General features: G+C 39.9%; 15 protein-coding genes. 2 read left to right on the forward strand and 13 right to left on the reverse strand.

Features of this window, described 5'->3' with window-relative positions:
- Nucleotides 1-51: 51 nt before the first annotated feature.
- The 6 genes from HMPREF0847_RS10250 to HMPREF0847_RS10275 form a co-directional block, all read right to left on the reverse strand.
- Complete coding sequence (locus HMPREF0847_RS10250; RefSeq protein WP_008808151.1) at nucleotides 52-948, reverse strand: ROK family protein; 897 nt, start codon at nucleotides 946-948, stop codon at nucleotides 52-54.
- The gene (locus HMPREF0847_RS10255) at nucleotides 945-1,787 is read right to left on the reverse strand and encodes a MurR/RpiR family transcriptional regulator (protein ID WP_020992835.1); all 843 of its coding nucleotides are present in this window, start codon (nucleotides 1,785-1,787) and stop codon (nucleotides 945-947) included. Before HMPREF0847_RS10255 ends, HMPREF0847_RS10250 begins: the two co-directional genes overlap by 4 nt.
- 169 nt (nucleotides 1,788-1,956) lie before the next feature.
- Complete coding sequence (locus tag HMPREF0847_RS10260; RefSeq protein ID WP_008808149.1) at nucleotides 1,957-2,409, reverse strand: YhcH/YjgK/YiaL family protein; 453 nt, start codon at nucleotides 2,407-2,409, stop codon at nucleotides 1,957-1,959.
- Entirely contained in the window at nucleotides 2,409-3,947 is a 1,539-nt protein-coding gene (locus HMPREF0847_RS10265; protein ID WP_008808148.1) for a sodium:solute symporter, read from the reverse strand. Before HMPREF0847_RS10265 ends, HMPREF0847_RS10260 begins: the two co-directional genes overlap by 1 nt.
- A gap of 84 nt (nucleotides 3,948-4,031) precedes the next feature.
- Nucleotides 4,032-4,949, reverse strand: coding sequence for a dihydrodipicolinate synthase family protein (locus HMPREF0847_RS10270; protein WP_002908446.1), 918 nt, complete (start codon nucleotides 4,947-4,949; stop codon nucleotides 4,032-4,034).
- 14 nt (nucleotides 4,950-4,963) lie between these two features.
- Nucleotides 4,964-5,665, reverse strand: coding sequence for an N-acetylmannosamine-6-phosphate 2-epimerase (locus HMPREF0847_RS10275; protein ID WP_008808147.1), 702 nt, complete (start codon nucleotides 5,663-5,665; stop codon nucleotides 4,964-4,966).
- A gap of 709 nt (nucleotides 5,666-6,374) precedes the next feature.
- On the opposite strand from HMPREF0847_RS10275, the gene HMPREF0847_RS11295 reads away from it, so the two are divergent.
- Nucleotides 6,375-6,545, forward strand: a complete 171-nt coding sequence (locus tag HMPREF0847_RS11295) for a hypothetical protein (protein ID WP_008808145.1) — start codon at nucleotides 6,375-6,377, stop codon at nucleotides 6,543-6,545.
- 30 nt (nucleotides 6,546-6,575) lie between these two features.
- Nucleotides 6,576-6,722, forward strand: a complete 147-nt coding sequence (locus HMPREF0847_RS11300; protein ID WP_020992837.1) for a hypothetical protein — start codon at nucleotides 6,576-6,578, stop codon at nucleotides 6,720-6,722.
- Between the two features lie 581 nt (nucleotides 6,723-7,303).
- Here HMPREF0847_RS11300 and adhE read toward each other — a convergent pair.
- From adhE to HMPREF0847_RS10310, 7 genes are all read right to left on the reverse strand, one after another.
- A complete protein-coding gene (gene adhE / locus HMPREF0847_RS10280) occupies nucleotides 7,304-9,955 on the reverse strand; it encodes a bifunctional acetaldehyde-CoA/alcohol dehydrogenase (protein ID WP_020992838.1) in 2,652 nt (883 codons plus the stop codon).
- Between the two features lie 315 nt (nucleotides 9,956-10,270).
- Nucleotides 10,271-12,085 carry an acyltransferase family protein gene (locus HMPREF0847_RS10285; RefSeq protein WP_008808142.1) on the reverse strand — a complete coding sequence of 605 codons (1,815 nt, stop codon included), beginning with the start codon at nucleotides 12,083-12,085 and terminating at the stop codon, nucleotides 10,271-10,273.
- The gene (locus HMPREF0847_RS10290) at nucleotides 12,075-12,488 is read right to left on the reverse strand and encodes a hypothetical protein (RefSeq protein WP_008808141.1); all 414 of its coding nucleotides are present in this window, start codon (nucleotides 12,486-12,488) and stop codon (nucleotides 12,075-12,077) included. Before HMPREF0847_RS10290 ends, HMPREF0847_RS10285 begins: the two co-directional genes overlap by 11 nt.
- A gap of 2 nt (nucleotides 12,489-12,490) precedes the next feature.
- Entirely contained in the window at nucleotides 12,491-12,913 is a 423-nt protein-coding gene (locus HMPREF0847_RS10295; RefSeq protein ID WP_008808140.1) for a low molecular weight protein-tyrosine-phosphatase, read from the reverse strand.
- A 247-nt stretch (nucleotides 12,914-13,160) separates the two neighbouring features.
- On the reverse strand, nucleotides 13,161-13,739 hold the full coding sequence (locus HMPREF0847_RS10300) for a nucleotidyltransferase family protein (RefSeq protein ID WP_008808139.1): 579 nt from the start codon (nucleotides 13,737-13,739) through the stop codon (nucleotides 13,161-13,163).
- Between the two features lie 4 nt (nucleotides 13,740-13,743).
- On the reverse strand, nucleotides 13,744-14,742 hold the full coding sequence (gene ruvB, locus HMPREF0847_RS10305) for a Holliday junction branch migration DNA helicase RuvB (RefSeq protein ID WP_008808138.1): 999 nt from the start codon (nucleotides 14,740-14,742) through the stop codon (nucleotides 13,744-13,746).
- A gap of 112 nt (nucleotides 14,743-14,854) precedes the next feature.
- Nucleotides 14,855-18,067, reverse strand: coding sequence for an SGO_0107 family LPXTG-anchored pilin-like protein (locus tag HMPREF0847_RS10310; RefSeq protein WP_008808137.1), 3,213 nt, complete (start codon nucleotides 18,065-18,067; stop codon nucleotides 14,855-14,857).
- Nucleotides 18,068-18,346: the final 279 nt, after the last annotated feature.

Below are 18,346 nucleotides of genomic sequence, written 5' to 3' on the forward strand. Positions count from 1 at the left end.
CTGCTTCGTACTTGCATAAATTATAACATATTCTTTCTGAAAACATCTTTTTCAAACAGAGTTTTTCTCCTGATTCAGAAAATGTCGAACAGCGCCTAATCGTCCGGCTTCATTCCCTAGGGCTGCTGCCGCCAACTCTCTAGGCAAAAAGCGCTGATCTACTACTTGCTGCTTCATCAAATTTTCAAGACGTGGCAGAATAAGCTCAGATCTAGCTAATATCCCGCCACCGACAATCAACACCTCTGGATTTAGAATATAGGACAGGGTTAAAAGACCTTTAGCTAGGCGACCCAAGAATATATCAAGTGTTTCCTGCGCCAGCTTATCTCCTTGGTCTACCGCCGCAAAAAAACTACGCCCAGTATGGCCCTGCTCGCCTGTCTTTTGGCTGTATAATGCCAACAAGGCAGTTGTTGAGGCCAGGGATTGCCAGTCCTGTCCATCTTCCATGGGCAGATAGCCTACCTCACCAGCAGTATAAGTGGATCCATTGACAATCTTTCCATCATTGATAATGCCGCCGCCAATGCCTGTACCAACAGTAATCATAACTGCAGAAGCATGACCTTTGGCAGCGCCTAGCCAAGCCTCACCTAGAGCAGCGCAATTAACATCATTTTCAATCGCAATCGGTAAACCAAATTCTTTTAAAATCCGACTACGGAAATCCGTTCCAATATAGCCTGGAATGGTATAACCGGCGTAACTGATTTTCCCAGCCTGGCTGTCAACTACACCAGCAGATGAAATCGCTACTCCATCTAGCTCAAACTTCTCCTTATAAAATGCTATTAACTGGCAAACCTGCTCTAAAATCTGATTCGTTTTCTTTTCAAAATCGATCTCAGTAGTAACTTCTCGAAATTGATTTAGACTACGTCCATCAGACTGATAGAGATCTGCTTTAATGGTTGTCCCACCGATATCTATTCCAACAATATTCACGATTCATGCTCCTTATCTTCTTGATTTTCTTCTAAAGCTGAAAGTGTATTTGTAAAGATTTGGCTGCGATGATCTCGGTCTAAATCCATATAATAGGCATAGAAAATATCCATCACAACTAAAACCGGAAACTGAGGAGAGATATTATTGCCCTGTGCCAAGTGCTTCTTGACAGCTACTAGGACCAGTTCATCACACTGTTGCCTTAAGTCGTCGCTGTTATTGGAAGTTACCAGCACAGTCTTGGCTCCGACTTTTTTGGCATTCTGAATAGCCTGCGTGATAATTTTAGTCTCACCAGATATGGAAATACCAATAACTAGACAGTCTGGATTCAGCATAACCCTATTCATCCGAATCATATGGTCGTCCGTAATGGCCTTACAAACCATTCCTAACCGCATGAAGCGAAATTCCATTTCTCGAGCTACCAAGCCTGAACTTCCCTGCCCATAGATATAGACTCGACCAGCATTGTTGAGCATATCCCCCACGCGCAGGAACTGTTCTTCATCAATCAAGGAAAAAGTCTTATTGAGCAATTCGCCATAATCAGACAAGACATTTCTGGTCAAATCCCGACTAACATTTTTACTTTCTGAACTGGATTCCTGAAATTCAAAGATAAACTGCCGATAACCTGAAAAGCCACATTTTTTAGCGAAGCGAGTCAGAGAAGGCACAGAGACATAGAGTCTCTGAGACACAGCCTGAGCCGATAGATCAGCTGTCAGCGCCTCAGCAGACAGAAAATAATCTGCAATCTTCTTTTCCAGGTGTGTCAGACTACCGTATACAGACTCAATCACTGGCAAAATGTTTTTTTCCAAAGAAACCATCAGACTTTCTCCTCCTGCAACTATTTTCTTTATTCTACCACTTTCTCAAAAGTAATTCCAACCCTTCCTTGCTAGAATTCTCCAGCAGAAAATAAAGTTCAAAGCTGACAAAAAAGCTGGGGGCAGCATGTTAAGAACAATACGTCTTTCTCATCCCGCCCGCAGCCTTTTATACAATTTTCACTTTAAAAACAACCTTACGGATGGGGCCTGCTTCTTCAGCTATCAGTCCAGTCTTATGGGCGTCATTAGGATCCAGCAAGAGCAGACTGCCAGGAGTAAATATCAGGTCAAACAAAGCTGGGCCGGACATCTGCTGCCAGTCTCCTTCTGCATCATAATCCCCTTCTTTCATATTGGACAAAAAGTTATAGTGGATGCGCTCCTTTCCTTCAAAAATCAGATGCACATCGTAAAATTCCCTATGACTTTCCCAGACCCGTTCATCGTCGGTCGTAGTCGTCATTTCAATGACATTGTAAAAGAAATCATCAGACACAGGATGGTTGCCCTTTTTATCTTGGCTTACATCATGAATCTTTAAAAATTCTAAGACTTTTTTTAAGGCAAGATGCTGAATGTCTCTCTCAACAGCTGCTCCTTTATATTGAACTAGTTCCATTAGTGACGTACCTCCCAAGATTTATCTGCGTGAATGCTTGCAATATCGTAAACTGTTGTATTCTCTGGCGCAGCCTTGCCTCCAGTTAAGACGGAAACCACATAGCCTACAACCAAAGAAACAACAATTGAAATCAATGAATAAGCCCAGATACTCACCGCTTCTGCTGGCAGAGCGTACTTAATGACTAGCAGGACAATACTGGAAGCGATCATAGCCGCATAAGCTCCCTTGAGGTTGGCACGTTTAGTAAAGATTCCCAGAATAAAGATTCCTCCCAAGACACCCAGCACCAAACCCATAAAGCCATTGAACCAGACATAGGCTGAAGAGATACCAGTATGAGCCATCACGATTGAAACTACTGTGGAGAAGATTCCTACACCCAGAGAAACATATTGAGCAATTTTAGTCCGTTTCTTGTCGTCCAGATTGCTGGACACAACATCTTGAATATCCAGAGTCCAAGAAGTCGCCACAGAATTAAGACCTGTAGAAATAGTAGACTGAGCTGCTGCATAAATTGCCGCAATCAGAACACCGGTCACTCCAACTGGAAGACCATAAGCAATAAAGTACGTGAAGATTTGGTCTTGAGGAATAGAGCTACCCTCGCTACCTGGATGCTGTACTTGATAATAGACGTATAAACCTGTACCAATCAGATAAAAGACAGAGGCGATAAAGATTGATAAAACTCCATTCGTAAACATCATTTTATTGAGTTTCTTCACATTCTGAGTTGTTGTAAAGCGCTGAACGATATCTTGCGAAGATACATAAGAGGACAAAGTATTGATACCAGAGCCCAAGATAATTAGGAAAATAGAATCTTTCAGCAAGTTAGGATTGAAAATAGTTTCTTTTCCTGAGATAAATTTACCACTGGCCAGCTCACTAGCAATATCGCCAAAGCCACCCTTTAGATTAGCAATCAGGAAGAAAAGCCCTACAACTGTACCAATCAAGAGTACTGAACCTTGGATAAAGTCTGTCCAGAGAACTGACTTGACCCCGCCAGTATAGGAGTAAACAATGGCAATCGCACCCATCGCGATAATCAAGATATTGACATCAATCTTCGTCAGAGTAGCCAGAGCCACTGAAGGTAGATACATAATGATGGACATGCGGCCGATTTGATAGATGATGAAGAAGACAGCTGACAAAGCCCGCAAGGCCTTAGAACCAAATCGTTTTTGCAGGTAGTCATAGGCTGTATCAATATCCAGACGTGCATAAATCGGCAAGAAGAAACGAATAGCCACTGGAATGGCAAAAATCATACCCAACTGGGCAAACCAGAGCAGCCAAGTCCCTGCATAAGAGTTCCCTGCCAGTGTCATAAAGGAAATCGGACTTAGCAATGTAGCAAAAATGGAAACAGATGTTACATACCAAGGCACCGTTCCATCACCTTTAAAGAACTCTTTACCCTGCATCTCCTTTTTCGAGAACAGCAAACCAGCTACCAGAACAACTAGTAAATACACAATCAGAATAATCATATCGATTGTGGTAAAACCAACATTTCCCATAGAATTTCTCCATTATTATTCATCCCCAGAGCGTGGGGTGGGCAGGCTTAGACTGCCCTAGACTCTAGTGTCACACTCTTTATATTACAAGAAGTCTTCTCTTACCTGCTTAATCATAGCGGCTGCTTCTTTAGCAATCGCATAGTCTCCCTCAGATAGAGGCTCTAACGGTGCTCGAACAGAACCAATATCCAAGTCTTCATTGAGACGAAGAATTTCTTTCATAACAGCATAGAGATTTGCTCGACCGCTGACCATCTTATAAATCACACTATTAATCGCATGTTGCAGTTCTTTAGCACGATCCAGGTCTTTGTCAATGATGAGCTGGTTAAGCTTCAGGAAGAGGTCAGGCATCACAGCATAGGTTCCACCAATTCCGGCCTTAGCACCAATAACTCGACCGCTGATAAACTGTTCGTCTGGACCATTAAAGACAATATGATCTTCCCCACCTTCTGCGACAAAGATTTGAATGTCTTGAGTCGGCATAGAAGAATTTTTAACCCCAATAACTCGTGGATTTTTACGCATTTCTGCATAGAGGGCTGGTGTCAGGGTTGTCCCAGACAGCTGCGGAATATTGTAGATGACAAAGTCAGTATTCGGAGCCGCTGCACTCATATCGTTCCAGTACTTAGCGATAGAATAGTCCGGCAAACGGAAGTAAATAGGAGGAATAGCAGCGATGGCATCAACACCCAAACTTTCAGCATGCTTAGCCAGTTCCACACTGTCCTTAGTGTTGTTGCAAGCTACATGGGCGATAACTGTCAGTTTACCCTTAGCCACTTCCATGACATTTTCTAAAATTAATTTCCGGTCTGCTACACTGAGGTAAATACACTCACCAGAAGAACCATTAACATAGACACCCTTAACTCCCTTATCAATAAAGTACTGAGTCAAAGCGCGAACACGTTCTGGGCTTACTTCCCCTGCTTCATCATAACAAGCATAAAAAGCTGGAATGACACCTTCATATTTTTCTAATTTTGACATATTCTTCCTCTTTTCTATTCTTTCGTTGCGTCTGCAAACTTCCTTGTAATCAGCTGCGGCCGTGTAATGGCAGATCCAACTACCACACTAAAGGCTCCCAGCTCTAGAACCCTTTTCACCTTTTCAGGGCTATCAATATTCCCCTCAGCAATCAGAGGGTGCTGAATCTCAGCTAAAGCTTTTCGGATGATTTCAAAGTCATTGGCTTCAATCTTATCTCCCTGGCTCTGACTAGTATAGCCCACCAAGGTTGTTCCGATAAAATCAAATCCCATTCGATCAGCTTCCAGCATCTCGTCAAGAGTTGAACAATCAGCCATCAAAAGCTGCTGAGGATATTTTTCTTTCACTTTCTGGAAAAATGCTTTTAAACTCTCTCCTTGAGGTCTACTAGAATTTGTCGCATCTAAAGCGATAATCTCCGGATGGGCTTCCATCAGCTCATCTACTTCCACCATAGTTGGTGTAATAAAAGCTTGAGCGTCTGGATAATCTCTCTTGATAATCCCAATAACTGGCAAATCCACCGCTTCTTTAATCGCCTTGATGTCTATAACCGAGTTAGCCCGAATTCCGCTAGCACCTCCTTCTTTGGCCGCCACTGCCATACGAGCCATGATAAAGTCGCTATGTAATGGTTCGTTTGGTAGAGCCTGACACGACACAATTAACTTATGTCTCAACTCTTCCATTTGATTCCTATCCTCCTTACTCATTATTTGTAAGCCCTTACATTCATTATCTTAACATTTATTGCAATTAGTTTCAATATGTTTTTATTTTTAGAAAGTACTTTCTCTTCAATCCTTCTGTATTACCATTTAATGACTAATTCATCAGAACCCAAACCACATATTCATAAATCCCTTTAAACATTTCAATATTTTTTGGAAAAACGAAAAGAACCTGATAATCGTAAAATCCTATATAGTAGCATGGTTGATAACATCTATTCTTTGAGGCTACTTGAAAATTTTTATGTTTATCTTCTTGCCTTACTTTCTATACATAACAAAGCTCAAATAAGATATTTAAATTTTTTTACTTTCTTTTTCATTTTTCTCATCTTCCTGCGAATAGTTAAGTGTAAGCAAAATCGCTTAACAAACTGTAAAGGAGTAGCAAGATGTTTTTATTACCACTTTTCTGGCCTCTATTTTTCAAAATCTAAAAGATTGGAGATAATAATGAAAGAATTCAAAGAACTAACCAAACAAGAGTTAGAAGAAACAAGTGGCGGAGTTGCCATGCCTGCCTTATGGTTTTTTAGACGCCAAGCCCCTTCAGGAAATCGACGGTCCTCTAGATTTGCACTTCTCATTCTCTAGACCATAGATGAGATAAGGCTCAACCGCTAGTCCTAAAGCTAGCTTCACTTCTACCAACTTAACAGTTGGCAACCTATATAATAAAGGAGAATATACAATGGAAAATATGACAACAATTGAAAACCACTACCTAGCCCTAACTGAAGATGAATTGATGAATGTGGAAGGGGGAGAATTCTTCACTGCTACTATTGCGGGTATTGCTGTATGGAAAATTGGAGTAGCAGCTCTATCTGGACTAAGCCTAGGTTATTTAATTAACCGCTAAAACCCTATACTTATATAAAAGGAGAATAACATGAGTAATTTCAATAGCATTGATAAATATGAAACACTAACTGAGACAAGCTTGGCAGAAATCCAAGGTGGTGATTTAGGAGTTTTAGTCGGAATTTTCGCTGCTGCATATGTTATTGGTAGTGACTTAGCTAGACGAAAAAAATAGACCATTATGTTATCTAAAAAAGAAATAGTTATAACTGTCTTGTATCTTGTCTATGTCATTTTTTATGTATTAAACGATATGCATGTTCTGAAAATTGGCAACCTTCCTAATCTATTAGTTCCAACTATCCTATTTTTCTGTCTAAGGTACGAATTCAGACGAAATAGGGAACATAAAAGAAAGCCTGTGTCCAAAGACATACAGTAAACTACTGCTGGATTTGATCCAAACACCATTTCAGTTGATGTTTGCCAATCAAAAGCCAGCCTATTAATCTAAACAAACCAGATGAGCAATATGAACTCATCTGGTTTTTAAATTCATTAACCAGGATAAAAGAAGTTACTCCATTCAGATAAAATCATCCTATTCTCAACTTTTCAACAAGCAAAACTGTCTACAAACTACCAAACAAGGGGCCAAAATCTAGATAAGATCTGCTTATTGTTATCATTCCATAAAGCCCTTTTGGGGAATATTGAAACTCTTTTGCTGATCAATATACGAAAATCCCTCACTCATGCGAGCGAGGGATTTTTTTATGATCTTTACAGGAGTTTTTCACTCCTTCAGCCATGTACTTATTTACGACGTCCTGGACGTTCTTTGTAACCGTAGTAAGAATCTTCAATGATTTCTTGCATATGGTCAACCATTGGAAGACGTGGGTTAGCTGGAGAACATTGGTCTTCATAGGCAAGGAAGGCCAATTCACGAGAATGTTTCTTCCATTCTTTTTCATCAATTCCTTGAGCCTTGAAGTTCATTTGGATACCAACGCGCTCACCAAGTTCGTAGACAGCTTTTGCGTAAGATTCCACACCTTCTTCTGGAGTTGAAGCCGGTAAGCCAAGCATGCGAGCGATATCTTGGTATTTTTCATCAGCACGGTAGTAGTTGTACTTAGGCCATGTCGCTGTCTTAGCTGGACGTGTACCATTGTAACGGATTACGTATGGCAGCAAGATAGCATTTGTACGACCGTGGATTGTATGGAATTGCGCACCAATCTTATGAGCCATTGAGTGAGAAATACCCAAGAAAGCATTGGCGAAAGCCATACCAGCAATAGTTGAAGCATTATGCATCTTTTCACGTGAATGGAAATCTGCATTCTTCACAGAGCTTTCAAGATTTTCAAAAACAAGTTTGATTGCTTGAAGGGCAAGACCATCGGTGTAGTCGCTGGCCATTTGAGATACGTATGCTTCTGTTGCATGAGTCAATACGTCCATACCAGTGTCCGCAGCAACAGATCCTGGAACTGTTAATACCAAAGCAGGGTCTACGATGGCTACAGTAGGAGTCAATGAGTAGTCAGCGATTGGGTATTTACGGTTGTTAGCCTTATCAGAGATAACTGCAAACGGTGTTACTTCAGATCCTGTACCAGATGTTGTAGGGATCGCGATAAACTTAGTCTTCTTACCAAGCAATGGGAACTTAAAGGCACGTTTACGAATATCCATGAATTTTTGAACAAGGTCACGGAAGTCAACTTCTGGTTGTTCATAGAAGAGCCACATTACTTTAGCTGCGTCCATTGGTGAACCACCACCAAGTGCGATGATTGTATCAGGTTTGAAGGCACGCATGATCTCTGTACCACGTTCAACTGTTGTGATATCTGGATCTGGTTCTACGTCTGCAAAAATTTGATAAACAACCTTATTACGACGAAGATCGAGTTGTTCGATGATGCGATCTAGGAAACCAAGCTCTACCATAGCATGGTCTGTAACGATCATGACACGCTCAACGTCACGACATTTTTGAAGGTATTGAATTGAGTCACGTTCAAAGTATGTTTTTGAAGGAAGTTTCATCCATTGCATGTTATTTCTCCGTCTTCCGACTTTTTTGATGTTCAAGAGGTTGATGGCGCTGACGTTATCTCCAACTGAGTTGTGTCCGTAAGAGCCACATCCAAGTGTCAATGATGGCAAGAAGGCATTATAAACGTCCCCAATACCACCGAAAGTAGAAGGTGAGTTACAGATAACACGAATAGCTTTAACTGCTTTACCAAATTCTTTAGTCAATTCTTCATCTGCAGTATGGATCGCTGCTGAGTGACCAAGACCATTAAATTCAACCATTTGGCGAGCCTTGTTAATTCCGTCTTCACGACTATCAGATTTCAACACAGCAATAACTGGAGATAATTTTTCACGAGTCAATGGCTCTTTTTCGCCAACTTCTTTACATTCTGCAGCAAGGATATTGGTTCCTTCAGGAACTGTAAATCCTGCTTGTTCTGCAATCCAAGCTGCTGGCTTACCTACGATATCTGCATTGAGCTTCGCACCAGCGCAGTTCTTGCTGTTGGCTTTCACACCGAAGCAGAATTCTTCAAGAAGAGCTTTTTCTTTTTTATTTACAAAATAAGTGTGGTAAGACTTGAATTCTTCTACAAATTCATCGTAAATTTCTTTGTCAATGATAACAGCTTGCTCAGATGCACAGACCATACCATTGTCAAAGGACTTAGACATCACGATATCATGAGCTGCCTGACGGATATTCGCTGATTTTTCAACATAAGCTGGTACGTTTCCGGCACCTACCCCAAGGGCTGGTTTTCCGCATGAATAGGCAGCCTTCACCATTGCGTTACCACCAGTTGCAAGGATTGTAGCCACTCCTTCATGGTTCATAAGAGCGCTAGTTGCTTCCATAGATGGTTGGGTAATCCATTGCACACAGTTTTCAGGGGCACCTGCTGCAATTGCTGCATCACGAACGATTTGAGCTGCATGTGCAGATGATTCTTGTGCAGATGGGTGGAAAGCAAAGACGATTGGATTACGAGTCTTCAATGAAATCAAAGACTTAAAGATTGCAGTTGAAGTTGGGTTGGTTGTTGGAGTAATCCCACAGATAACACCAACTGGTTCAGCAATCAAAGTCAAGCCTGTTACATCATCTTCTTCAATAACGCCAACTGTCTTCGTGTGACGCATGTTGTTTACAACGTGTTCACAGGCAAATAGATTTTTTGTCGCCTTATCTTCAAAAACTCCACGGCCAGTTTCTTCATAAGCATGAAGCGCCAATTCTCCATGGGCGTCAAGTGCTGCAACAGAAGCCTTAGCTACAATGTAGTCGATTTGTTCTTGGTCCAATTTGCGCATTTCTTCAAGAGCAACCAAGGCCTTTTGTATTAGCTCATCTACATGCTTTTCAGCTGCAAGTTTCTTTTCCTCAGGTGTCACAGTTTTTTTATCAGCCATATTTTCCTCCATAGCTTTCAAGGAATTTATCCTTTGTTAATTTTTTCACAATTTCATTATAACCCATTTGCTTTCCTTTGTAAACACTTTCGCTTACATTTCACAAACTTTTTTATTATTGTTTGTGAAATATATTTCAATCTCCATTTATTGCTGCGACTGCCTCTATTTTTTTGTGAAATCAAATTTTGTAATAATTTAATTTCACATAGATTTGTTTACATATTTTCACAGAAGCTTGTAAAAATTAGGTAAGCGCTTTCATATATTATATATAAAGAACCCGAATATCGGGCCTTTATATTCATCATTAAATTAAGGTTTGACAGGACCTTTATTAGCTTCATCAAGCGTAGCCTTGATTGTTTGAGCGTATAATTGACCACCTGCAGCAATGCTTTGTGACTCAGTGCCAAAGTGAACGTAATCCGTTCCATACCAGATAGCAGGATTATCAATAGCTGCTTGATACCAATCTGCTACGTAGACATAATCATATTTCTTCGCCAATTCCAATTGGTACTGCCGAGTTTTTACTAGATCACTATTTTCATCTCCGGCAACTCGTCCATCATATGGAGTCACTAAGATTAAACGGTGTCCTTTTGGAAGTTTTTCAACCAGTTTATTAAGCACTTCTTCGTAATTAGGAACTGTATTAGCTCCTAAAGCAAGGACTACATTTTGCAGAAGAACCTTGTTGCTAATATCTGTTTGATAAACCTCTAAACCTGATTCCAAATTTCGGCTGACAGCTGCATCCAATTGCACACCAGGAATAGCTTCTTGTAACCAGTCATTAGCTCGCAAAGCTACAGAATCACCTATCAAGGTCGTTCCAGGCGCCACATTGTAATCAGTAGCTGTTGTTTGATCCGCTTGGCTACGAGTTAATTGCATCTTACTATCCGCTTGATTTAAAGCATTAATCATTAAGTCTTCCTCAAAAGCTCCAACCTTAGGTGAAGTAAAGATGATAAAGAAGCAGATGAGTCCCAGAGGGATCAGACTATAAAAAATTGGTCTCGCAATTGATTTCACATCGAGCTTAATACCAAACAAATCTGGTTTTCTACCAGCTAATACAGGTTCTAAAATATAGAAGGAGACTGCTGCAAAGGCAAAGGATAGAAGAGTAGTTAATAATACTGCTCCTGCATTTCCCATCAGCTGACTGAAAATAATGTAAAAAGGCCAATGGAAGAGATAAACACCATAACTCGTATCAGCAATAAATGTGACCCAGATTGGCTCAGCCAGCTTCGGCGTCTTTTCATGGAGAACACGAGCTCCCAAAATCATGGCCAAGGCTGCTATCGTTGCCAGGAGAAAACCGACTAAATAAGTAAAGATATTATCAAAACGAAGCAGGAAGGTTAGAAGAATTAAGACAGCAAAACCACCACCAATAGTGGCTATCGTTTGCTTCATACTCCAAGATTGTTCTAGTTTCTTGAAATTTGCACCTACACTTTGAACACCCGAAACTGTAGCTAAAGCTGTCCCAGCAAAGAAGGGGAAGATATGTGTCCAGCTTGAAAAATAAAGAGAAGAAAAATTCTTAGTGAAAAAGCTACTTACAAACATGGACAGAAAACTAAATAAGAAAATCCCTGTCGAAATCAGAAAAATCATCCCCCGAAATTGGCCGAGGCTTCGACTTTTCTTCGCTAGGAACCAAACTGCTAATCCCCACAAAATATAATAATGCACCTCAAGTGCTAAACTCCAAGTATGTACAAATAAATGAGGTACAAACTGACTTTCGTAGCTACCGCCCGATAAAATTTCATAGAAATTTGTTACAAAACCTAGGGCACCCGCTATCTGCGTTCCAATACCAGCCACAAAATCTTTGCGAATGAAGAGGGTAAATGGCAGAGTGATCAGAATCATAAAGACCAGAGGCGGAAAAATTCTATAGAAACGTCGTCTTAGAAATCCTAAGATATCAATTTCTTGACGTTTAGCAAATTCATCAATCAGGAGTGAGGTGATCAAAAATCCAGAAAATGCGTAGAAAACGTCCACCCCAATAAAGCCTCCAGGAAACACTCCCTGGAAGAAATGATAGAGTAGAACGAGAAGCAAACCTGCTATCCTTACTAATGAAAACCATTTAATGCGCATTTTGATAAATTCCTTGTTTAAACTTTCCTTTGTAAACGACCTTTTGCTCGGTTGTTAGAGTGCCTTGGCCGTCCGCTTGGCCTTTACTAAACTCACCTTCGTACTTCCAACCGCTCTTAGAGGTAAATTTCCCCTTGCCATCAAAGATTCCATTTTTGAAATCTCCTTCGTACTTATCGCCATTTTTGAAAGTCAAAGTTCCTTGACCATCCATCTTTCCATGAACCAGACTTCCATCATACTTAATCGCTCCCTTATCAAGAGTAAGCACTCCTTTATCTGGAATATTAGAAGTAAAAACTAAAATCGCAGACAAAGCAATTAGTGTAACAGCAGCTATCTCAAAATTTGTTCTTGTCAAATAGTGCTGGTAGCGATTATAAAATTCTTTTAATTTATCCATTTTTATCCATCCAAACGTTCCAGCCAGCGCTCACATCCCGCTTGAACCAACCGGTAAGTTTCATCAAAATCATTAGTATACCAAGGATCTGGTACACTTTTATCCATAAACTGATATATCTTATCCTGATATTTCCGAGGGGCCATCTTTTTTAAATCGGCCACATTGGAAGCATCCATACCAACGATATAATCAAAGAAGGCAAAGTCCTTTTCAGACATCTGCAGAGAAGTTTTTTCAACATCAAATATAATCGCATGCTCATTCAAAGCTGCTTGAGTTCCTTGGTGAATTGGATTTCCATGTTCCCAATTAGAAGTTGCCCGACTTTCAATATGAAATTTATCAGTCAAGCTTTTCATAACAAACTCAGCCATCGGACTCCGACAGATGTTGCCCAAGCAAACAAATACAATTTTCTTCATAGAAATACCTCTTCTTAATTATATCAGAAAATGACATTAAATAGGTTGCTGACCTCCAAAAAAACTGGACGCTTTTCTGCCAATTTAGCATTTTTCTTCCTTCCAATAAGCAGCAAAAGACCACCTGATTGGGTGGTCTTTTAGGGAGATTATTATGAAAAAGAAAAGTTTTAGGAGTTCAAGCTAAGTATTCTTAACTTACGACTACAGTATACTCGAGCCAACTTAAAATTATCTTAAAGCAATTTTAAGTTTCTTTTTCTGGCAAATAAATGTCCAACCTAAGCCACTTAGATTGCCATTTTTTCTTTTCCAAACGTTCTCTATAAAGTTTGATCCGTTCCTCATCCGCTAAAAAATGCGGTGTGGGTTTGACTTGAAAGTTAACAAGATCAGTCAAGCCATAAGCTGTGAATAACTCAAGATCATCATTTTTTAATAAACGTAAACCAAGAGCGGTACAGGTTTCTGGATATTTACTCATAGCGTCCTGTGAACTAGTATAAGGCTTAGTATTAGGACTATGAATATGCATATAAACTTGATTCTTTACTTCCCAGCTATAGAGTGGATAAGCTTCTCTCAAGCGCTTCTCAATTTGTAACGTCTCCTCATAAGAGACTGTCGGATCAAAGAATATCACATCTATATCTGTTTCAAAATCAAATTTTTCCCGACCTGTCAAATGATTCCAGATGAAATTTCTAACACTTCCAGCTGCCAGCCAGCTATCTTGTAAATTTAAGTCTCGAATAATCTTTACAATAGTCATTAGATGCTGATCATCATAGAAAAGGTCTAGAAGATTTTTCTCTTCTATTTCCATAAGCCTATTTCTCCATATATTCATAACCTAAATGTTCATAGGCTTTTCTAGTCGCAACACGACCAGTTCTCGTCCTCATGATAAAGCCCTTTTGAATCAAATAAGGCTCATACATATCTTCGACAGTTTCACGCTCCTCAGCAATATTTACTGACAAGGTACCTAGACCGACTGGACCACCACCATACATCTCAATCATCGTTCTCAGAATTTTTTGATCGACATAGTCCAAACCTTCATGATCCACATCTAACATGGAAAGAGCTTGATCTGTGATCGTCTCATCAATCAAACCATTACCCATAATCTGAGCATAATCCCGAACGCGCTTCAATAGACGGTTGGCAATTCGAGGAGTACCACGACTACGCAAAGCCAGTTCTTTAGCTGCTTCATGAGTGATATCCATCTCAAAAATTTCTGCCGTTCGCTCAACAATCTCAGTCAAATCAGCTTCTTCATAGTACTCCATGTGCCCTGTGATACCAAAGCGAGCTCTCAGAGGATTGGACAACATTCCTGCACGCGTGGTGGCACCTATGAGGGTAAATGGTGGCAAATCAAGATGGACACTACGATTAGCATCCCCTGAACCAATCATGATATCGATGTAAAAATCTTCCATAGCACTGTAGAGGACTTCTTCTACTGCCATTGGCAGACGGTGTATTTCATCGATAAAAAGAACGTCACCAGGCTCTAAATCATTTAAAATAGCAACCAAATCTCCTGCTTTTTCAATAACTGGTCCCGAAGTCTGCTTGATATTCACACCCAGCTCATTGGCAATCACAAAAGCCATGGTCGTCTTCCCCAGTCCAGGAGGGCCAAATAAAAGAGCATGATCCAAAGCCTCATCCCTTAGTTTTGCTGCTTCAATAAAAATCTTCAACTGATTCTTGACCTTATCTTGGCCAATATACTCCTGCAGATATTGTGGTCGAAGCGTGCGCTCCACCATTTCTTCATCCATCATTTGTTCATTATCTAAAATTCTACTCATGTCACCATTATATCAAAATATCATAGTTTAGGACTATTTTAAATAAAAAAGAGAGCGACAAACCTTTTTAATGAAGGTTTTTCATCGCTCTCTTTCTTTTTAAACCCAAAGATTAATTAACATTTTTAGTACGATATAAGAAGACTGAAGCTGCAAGAAGCAGGAAGCCAACAAGAACAGAGAAGACTGAAAACTCAGCTGTTCCTGTCTTAGGCAATTCTTTCTTCACTTCTTTTTTAGGTTCTTCCTTCTTAGGATCTTCATGCTTATCACCTGATGGTTTTGGTTTTTCTTCAGATGATGTTGGAGGTGTTTTAGCAGCATACGTATTGGTAAAGGTTGGTCCGTTACCAGTAACGGTCGCTACAAGTTTACCATTCGTATCATAAGCAACTTCTACAGTCACTTTGTGAACTGTCTTATCATAAGTCACACCTGCTTCATTACCAGCTTTTTCAGTAATAGTGTATTCATACTTACCTGGTGAAGTGAAGCTTTGTGCTTTAAAGGTTACTGAGCCATCCGCTTTATTCTTGGCAGTATCCACTACGTTACCTTGATAAGTCAACTCAAATTCAAACTGACCATCTTTCAGCTCTTTACCAGTCAAGACTTTGTTTGCTTGAATAGTTGCAGTGGCTGGAGTTGGTTGTTGCGGATTTGGAGTTGGCGGTGGAGTTGGTGCAGTGTATTTATTCACAAATGCTGGTTTATTGCCAGTAATTGTAGATACTAACTTACCTTGGCCATTGTCTGCAACCTCTACGGTTACTGTGTGGACTGTCGTATCGTAAGTAACATTCTCTTCATTGCCAGCTTTTTCAGCAACAGTGTAGGTATGTGTACCTGCTTCTGTATATGTGATTGATGGGAATACAACTTTTCCATCTGCAGCATTTGTTGCCGTGCCGATGACTTTGTCGCCTTCCTTCAATTCAAATTCATATTTACCTGCTTCTAATTCCTTTCCAACTAAAGTTTTTGTCGCTTCAATTGTAATGGTATCAGCAGCTGGAGCTGGTTTTGTATAAGTGTTAGTGAAAACTGGTTGTTCACTAGTGATAGTTGCTACCAATTGACCTTGGCCGTTATCCGCAACCTCCACAGTTACTTCGTGAGTATTTGTATCGTAGGTAACGTTTTCTTCCTTGCCAGCTTTTTCTGACACGAGATAAGTATGAAGACCTGGTCCTTTATACTCAATTTCTTTGAAAGTAATGCTGCCATCTGCTTTGTTCTTAGCGGTATCAACAAGATTTCCTTCAGAGTCTTTCAGTTCAAACTCATACTTATCTGCTTCAAGGGCTTTACCGTTTAGAACTTTTTTAGCTTCAATTGCTTTTTTACCTGGTTTTGCAACATAATCGTTTACAAAGACTGGTTTTTCACTTGTAACAGTCGCTTCAAGCTGACCTTGACCATTGTCCACAACCTCTACAGTTACTTTGTGTGAAGTTTTGTCATAAGTCACACCGGCTTCATTACCAGCTTTTTCTGACATAGTGTAAGTATAAGTTCCTGCCTTAGTGTATTCAATTTCTGGGAAACTAATCGAACCATCTGCAGTATTCTTAGCTGTACCAACGACTTTGTCGTTTTCTTTGAGCTCGAACTCATATTTGTCGGCCTCAAGTTCTTTACCATTTAAAACTTTTTTAGCTTCAATTACTTTTTTACCTGGTTTTGCAGCATAAGTATTGGTGAAGACTGGCTTCTCAGCTGGAACAGTTGCTTCAAGCTGACCACGTCCATTATCCGCAACATCTACGGTTACTGTGTGTGAAGCCGTATCATAAGTCACACCTGGTTCATTACCAGCTTTTTCAGTAATTGTATATGTATGAGGTCCTGCAGCAGTATACTCAATTGCTGGGAAACTAATCGAACCATCTGCTTTGTTTTTAGCTGTACCAACGACTGTATCGCCTTCTTTGAGCTCGAACTCATACTTGTCAGCTTCAAGGGCTTTGCCTTTCAAAACTTTAATTGCTTCAATAGTTGCTGTAGTTGGTTTGGCAGAGTAGGAATTCACAAATACTTTGTTGTCGTATTTGACACTTGCAAACTTTTCTCCATAGACATCTGTTACTGTAACTTCAGCATTAATCGTCTTGTTATCATAAACATAGCCTGGTTCTTTCTCATCCACTTCTTTGATTTGGTATTTGAAAGTACCAGCTGTTGAAAATTTAATGGCCTTAAATTTAACTTGTCCGTCTTTGTTGTTTTTGGCAGTTTCAACTACTTTGCCATCTGGATCAATCAATTGGAAGATGAATTCATCACCTTTCAATGTTCCACCATTCAGTTGTTTTGTAACTTCAAATTCAACTTCAGAAGGGCGAGCACCTGATCCAATTCCTTCAGTAGTTGTCAGAGAGGCAAAGCCATCCACATCATAAACACCATCTGATGTTGTCACTTTCACATTGTTGAAAGCTTTCTTGGTAGTATTATCAACTGGAGCAGTCAAACGAGTACGGTACAAAACATATAGACCTTGTGTACTCAAGTCACCATTTCCATTTGGAGTGATAGTGAAAGAGTTTGCACCTGTAACATTTACATGTGAAGCATCCAGTCTTGGACGAGCCTCAGCCTTATTCCACTCAGTAAAGTAATATCCAGTAATTTCACTCGCTAAGACTTGACCTTCAGGGATTGTATCCTCAATCTTAACTCCTGTAACAGGTTTTACGTAACGATTGATACGAATACGCCAGTTAACATAATTAGGATCATCAGCATCTTGGACACCCCACTTGGTATAACCAGTAGGATCATCATCTGGTACGATACGAGTCAATCTGTATGTCCCGGCACCAGGAATATCAATGCTGTATTCCTTATTTAACTCGACATCATCCGCCCAAACTACAGTGAATAAAGCAGTCAATTCACGATCTTCTGTCAGATTTTTGAAGTATTCTTCATTAGTGATGGTCACTGTAGCAGAATTAGTTGCAGCATTTGTCTGCAGTTCTGCGATTTTAGTGGCTCCATCCTTGGCGTAGATATCTGTCGTGATGTCACGCTCAACTTTAAACTCTTTTGGCACTTTATAAACCATAAAGTCCCCGTTCTTCAAAGTGGCAGAATCATCAAACTTGTAGGTCGGATTCAGATAAAACTTTCCTTCACCATACTTGGCACCATCAACCAACCGATTATTATTAATGGTTGGAGAGGTTGTCATCGTATAGCTGTTTGACGGTAATTCTTCCGCTTTAACTGTGTAACTTGTTTTTAGTAGAGGTATGAATACCGATACTATTAACAACAGCGTCATAAATGCATGAAAGAGCTTTTTATTCATCTTTTTCACAACATTTTCCTCCTTTATATTTGGGCACAATCCCTTACTTTATATTATATATTCTTCTATAACACTGTCAAGGATATTTCATCTAATTTTTATGCAATCCATACATAATAAACACGACAAATAAATTTTATACATAAAATCAAATATAAGGTCATAAAACAGCAGAAAAATGCGACATTTCTTCCTCTTTTTCTATATGCCTACTCCCTTTAACTAGGAAGCTCATGTCTTTATCCTTCGAAAAACAAAAAACCATCAGTCAGAATCAAGGCCTAACTG

The sequence above is a fragment of the Streptococcus sp. 2_1_36FAA genome, from assembly GCF_000161955.2.
GTDB classification, from domain to species: domain Bacteria; phylum Bacillota; class Bacilli; order Lactobacillales; family Streptococcaceae; genus Streptococcus; species Streptococcus gordonii.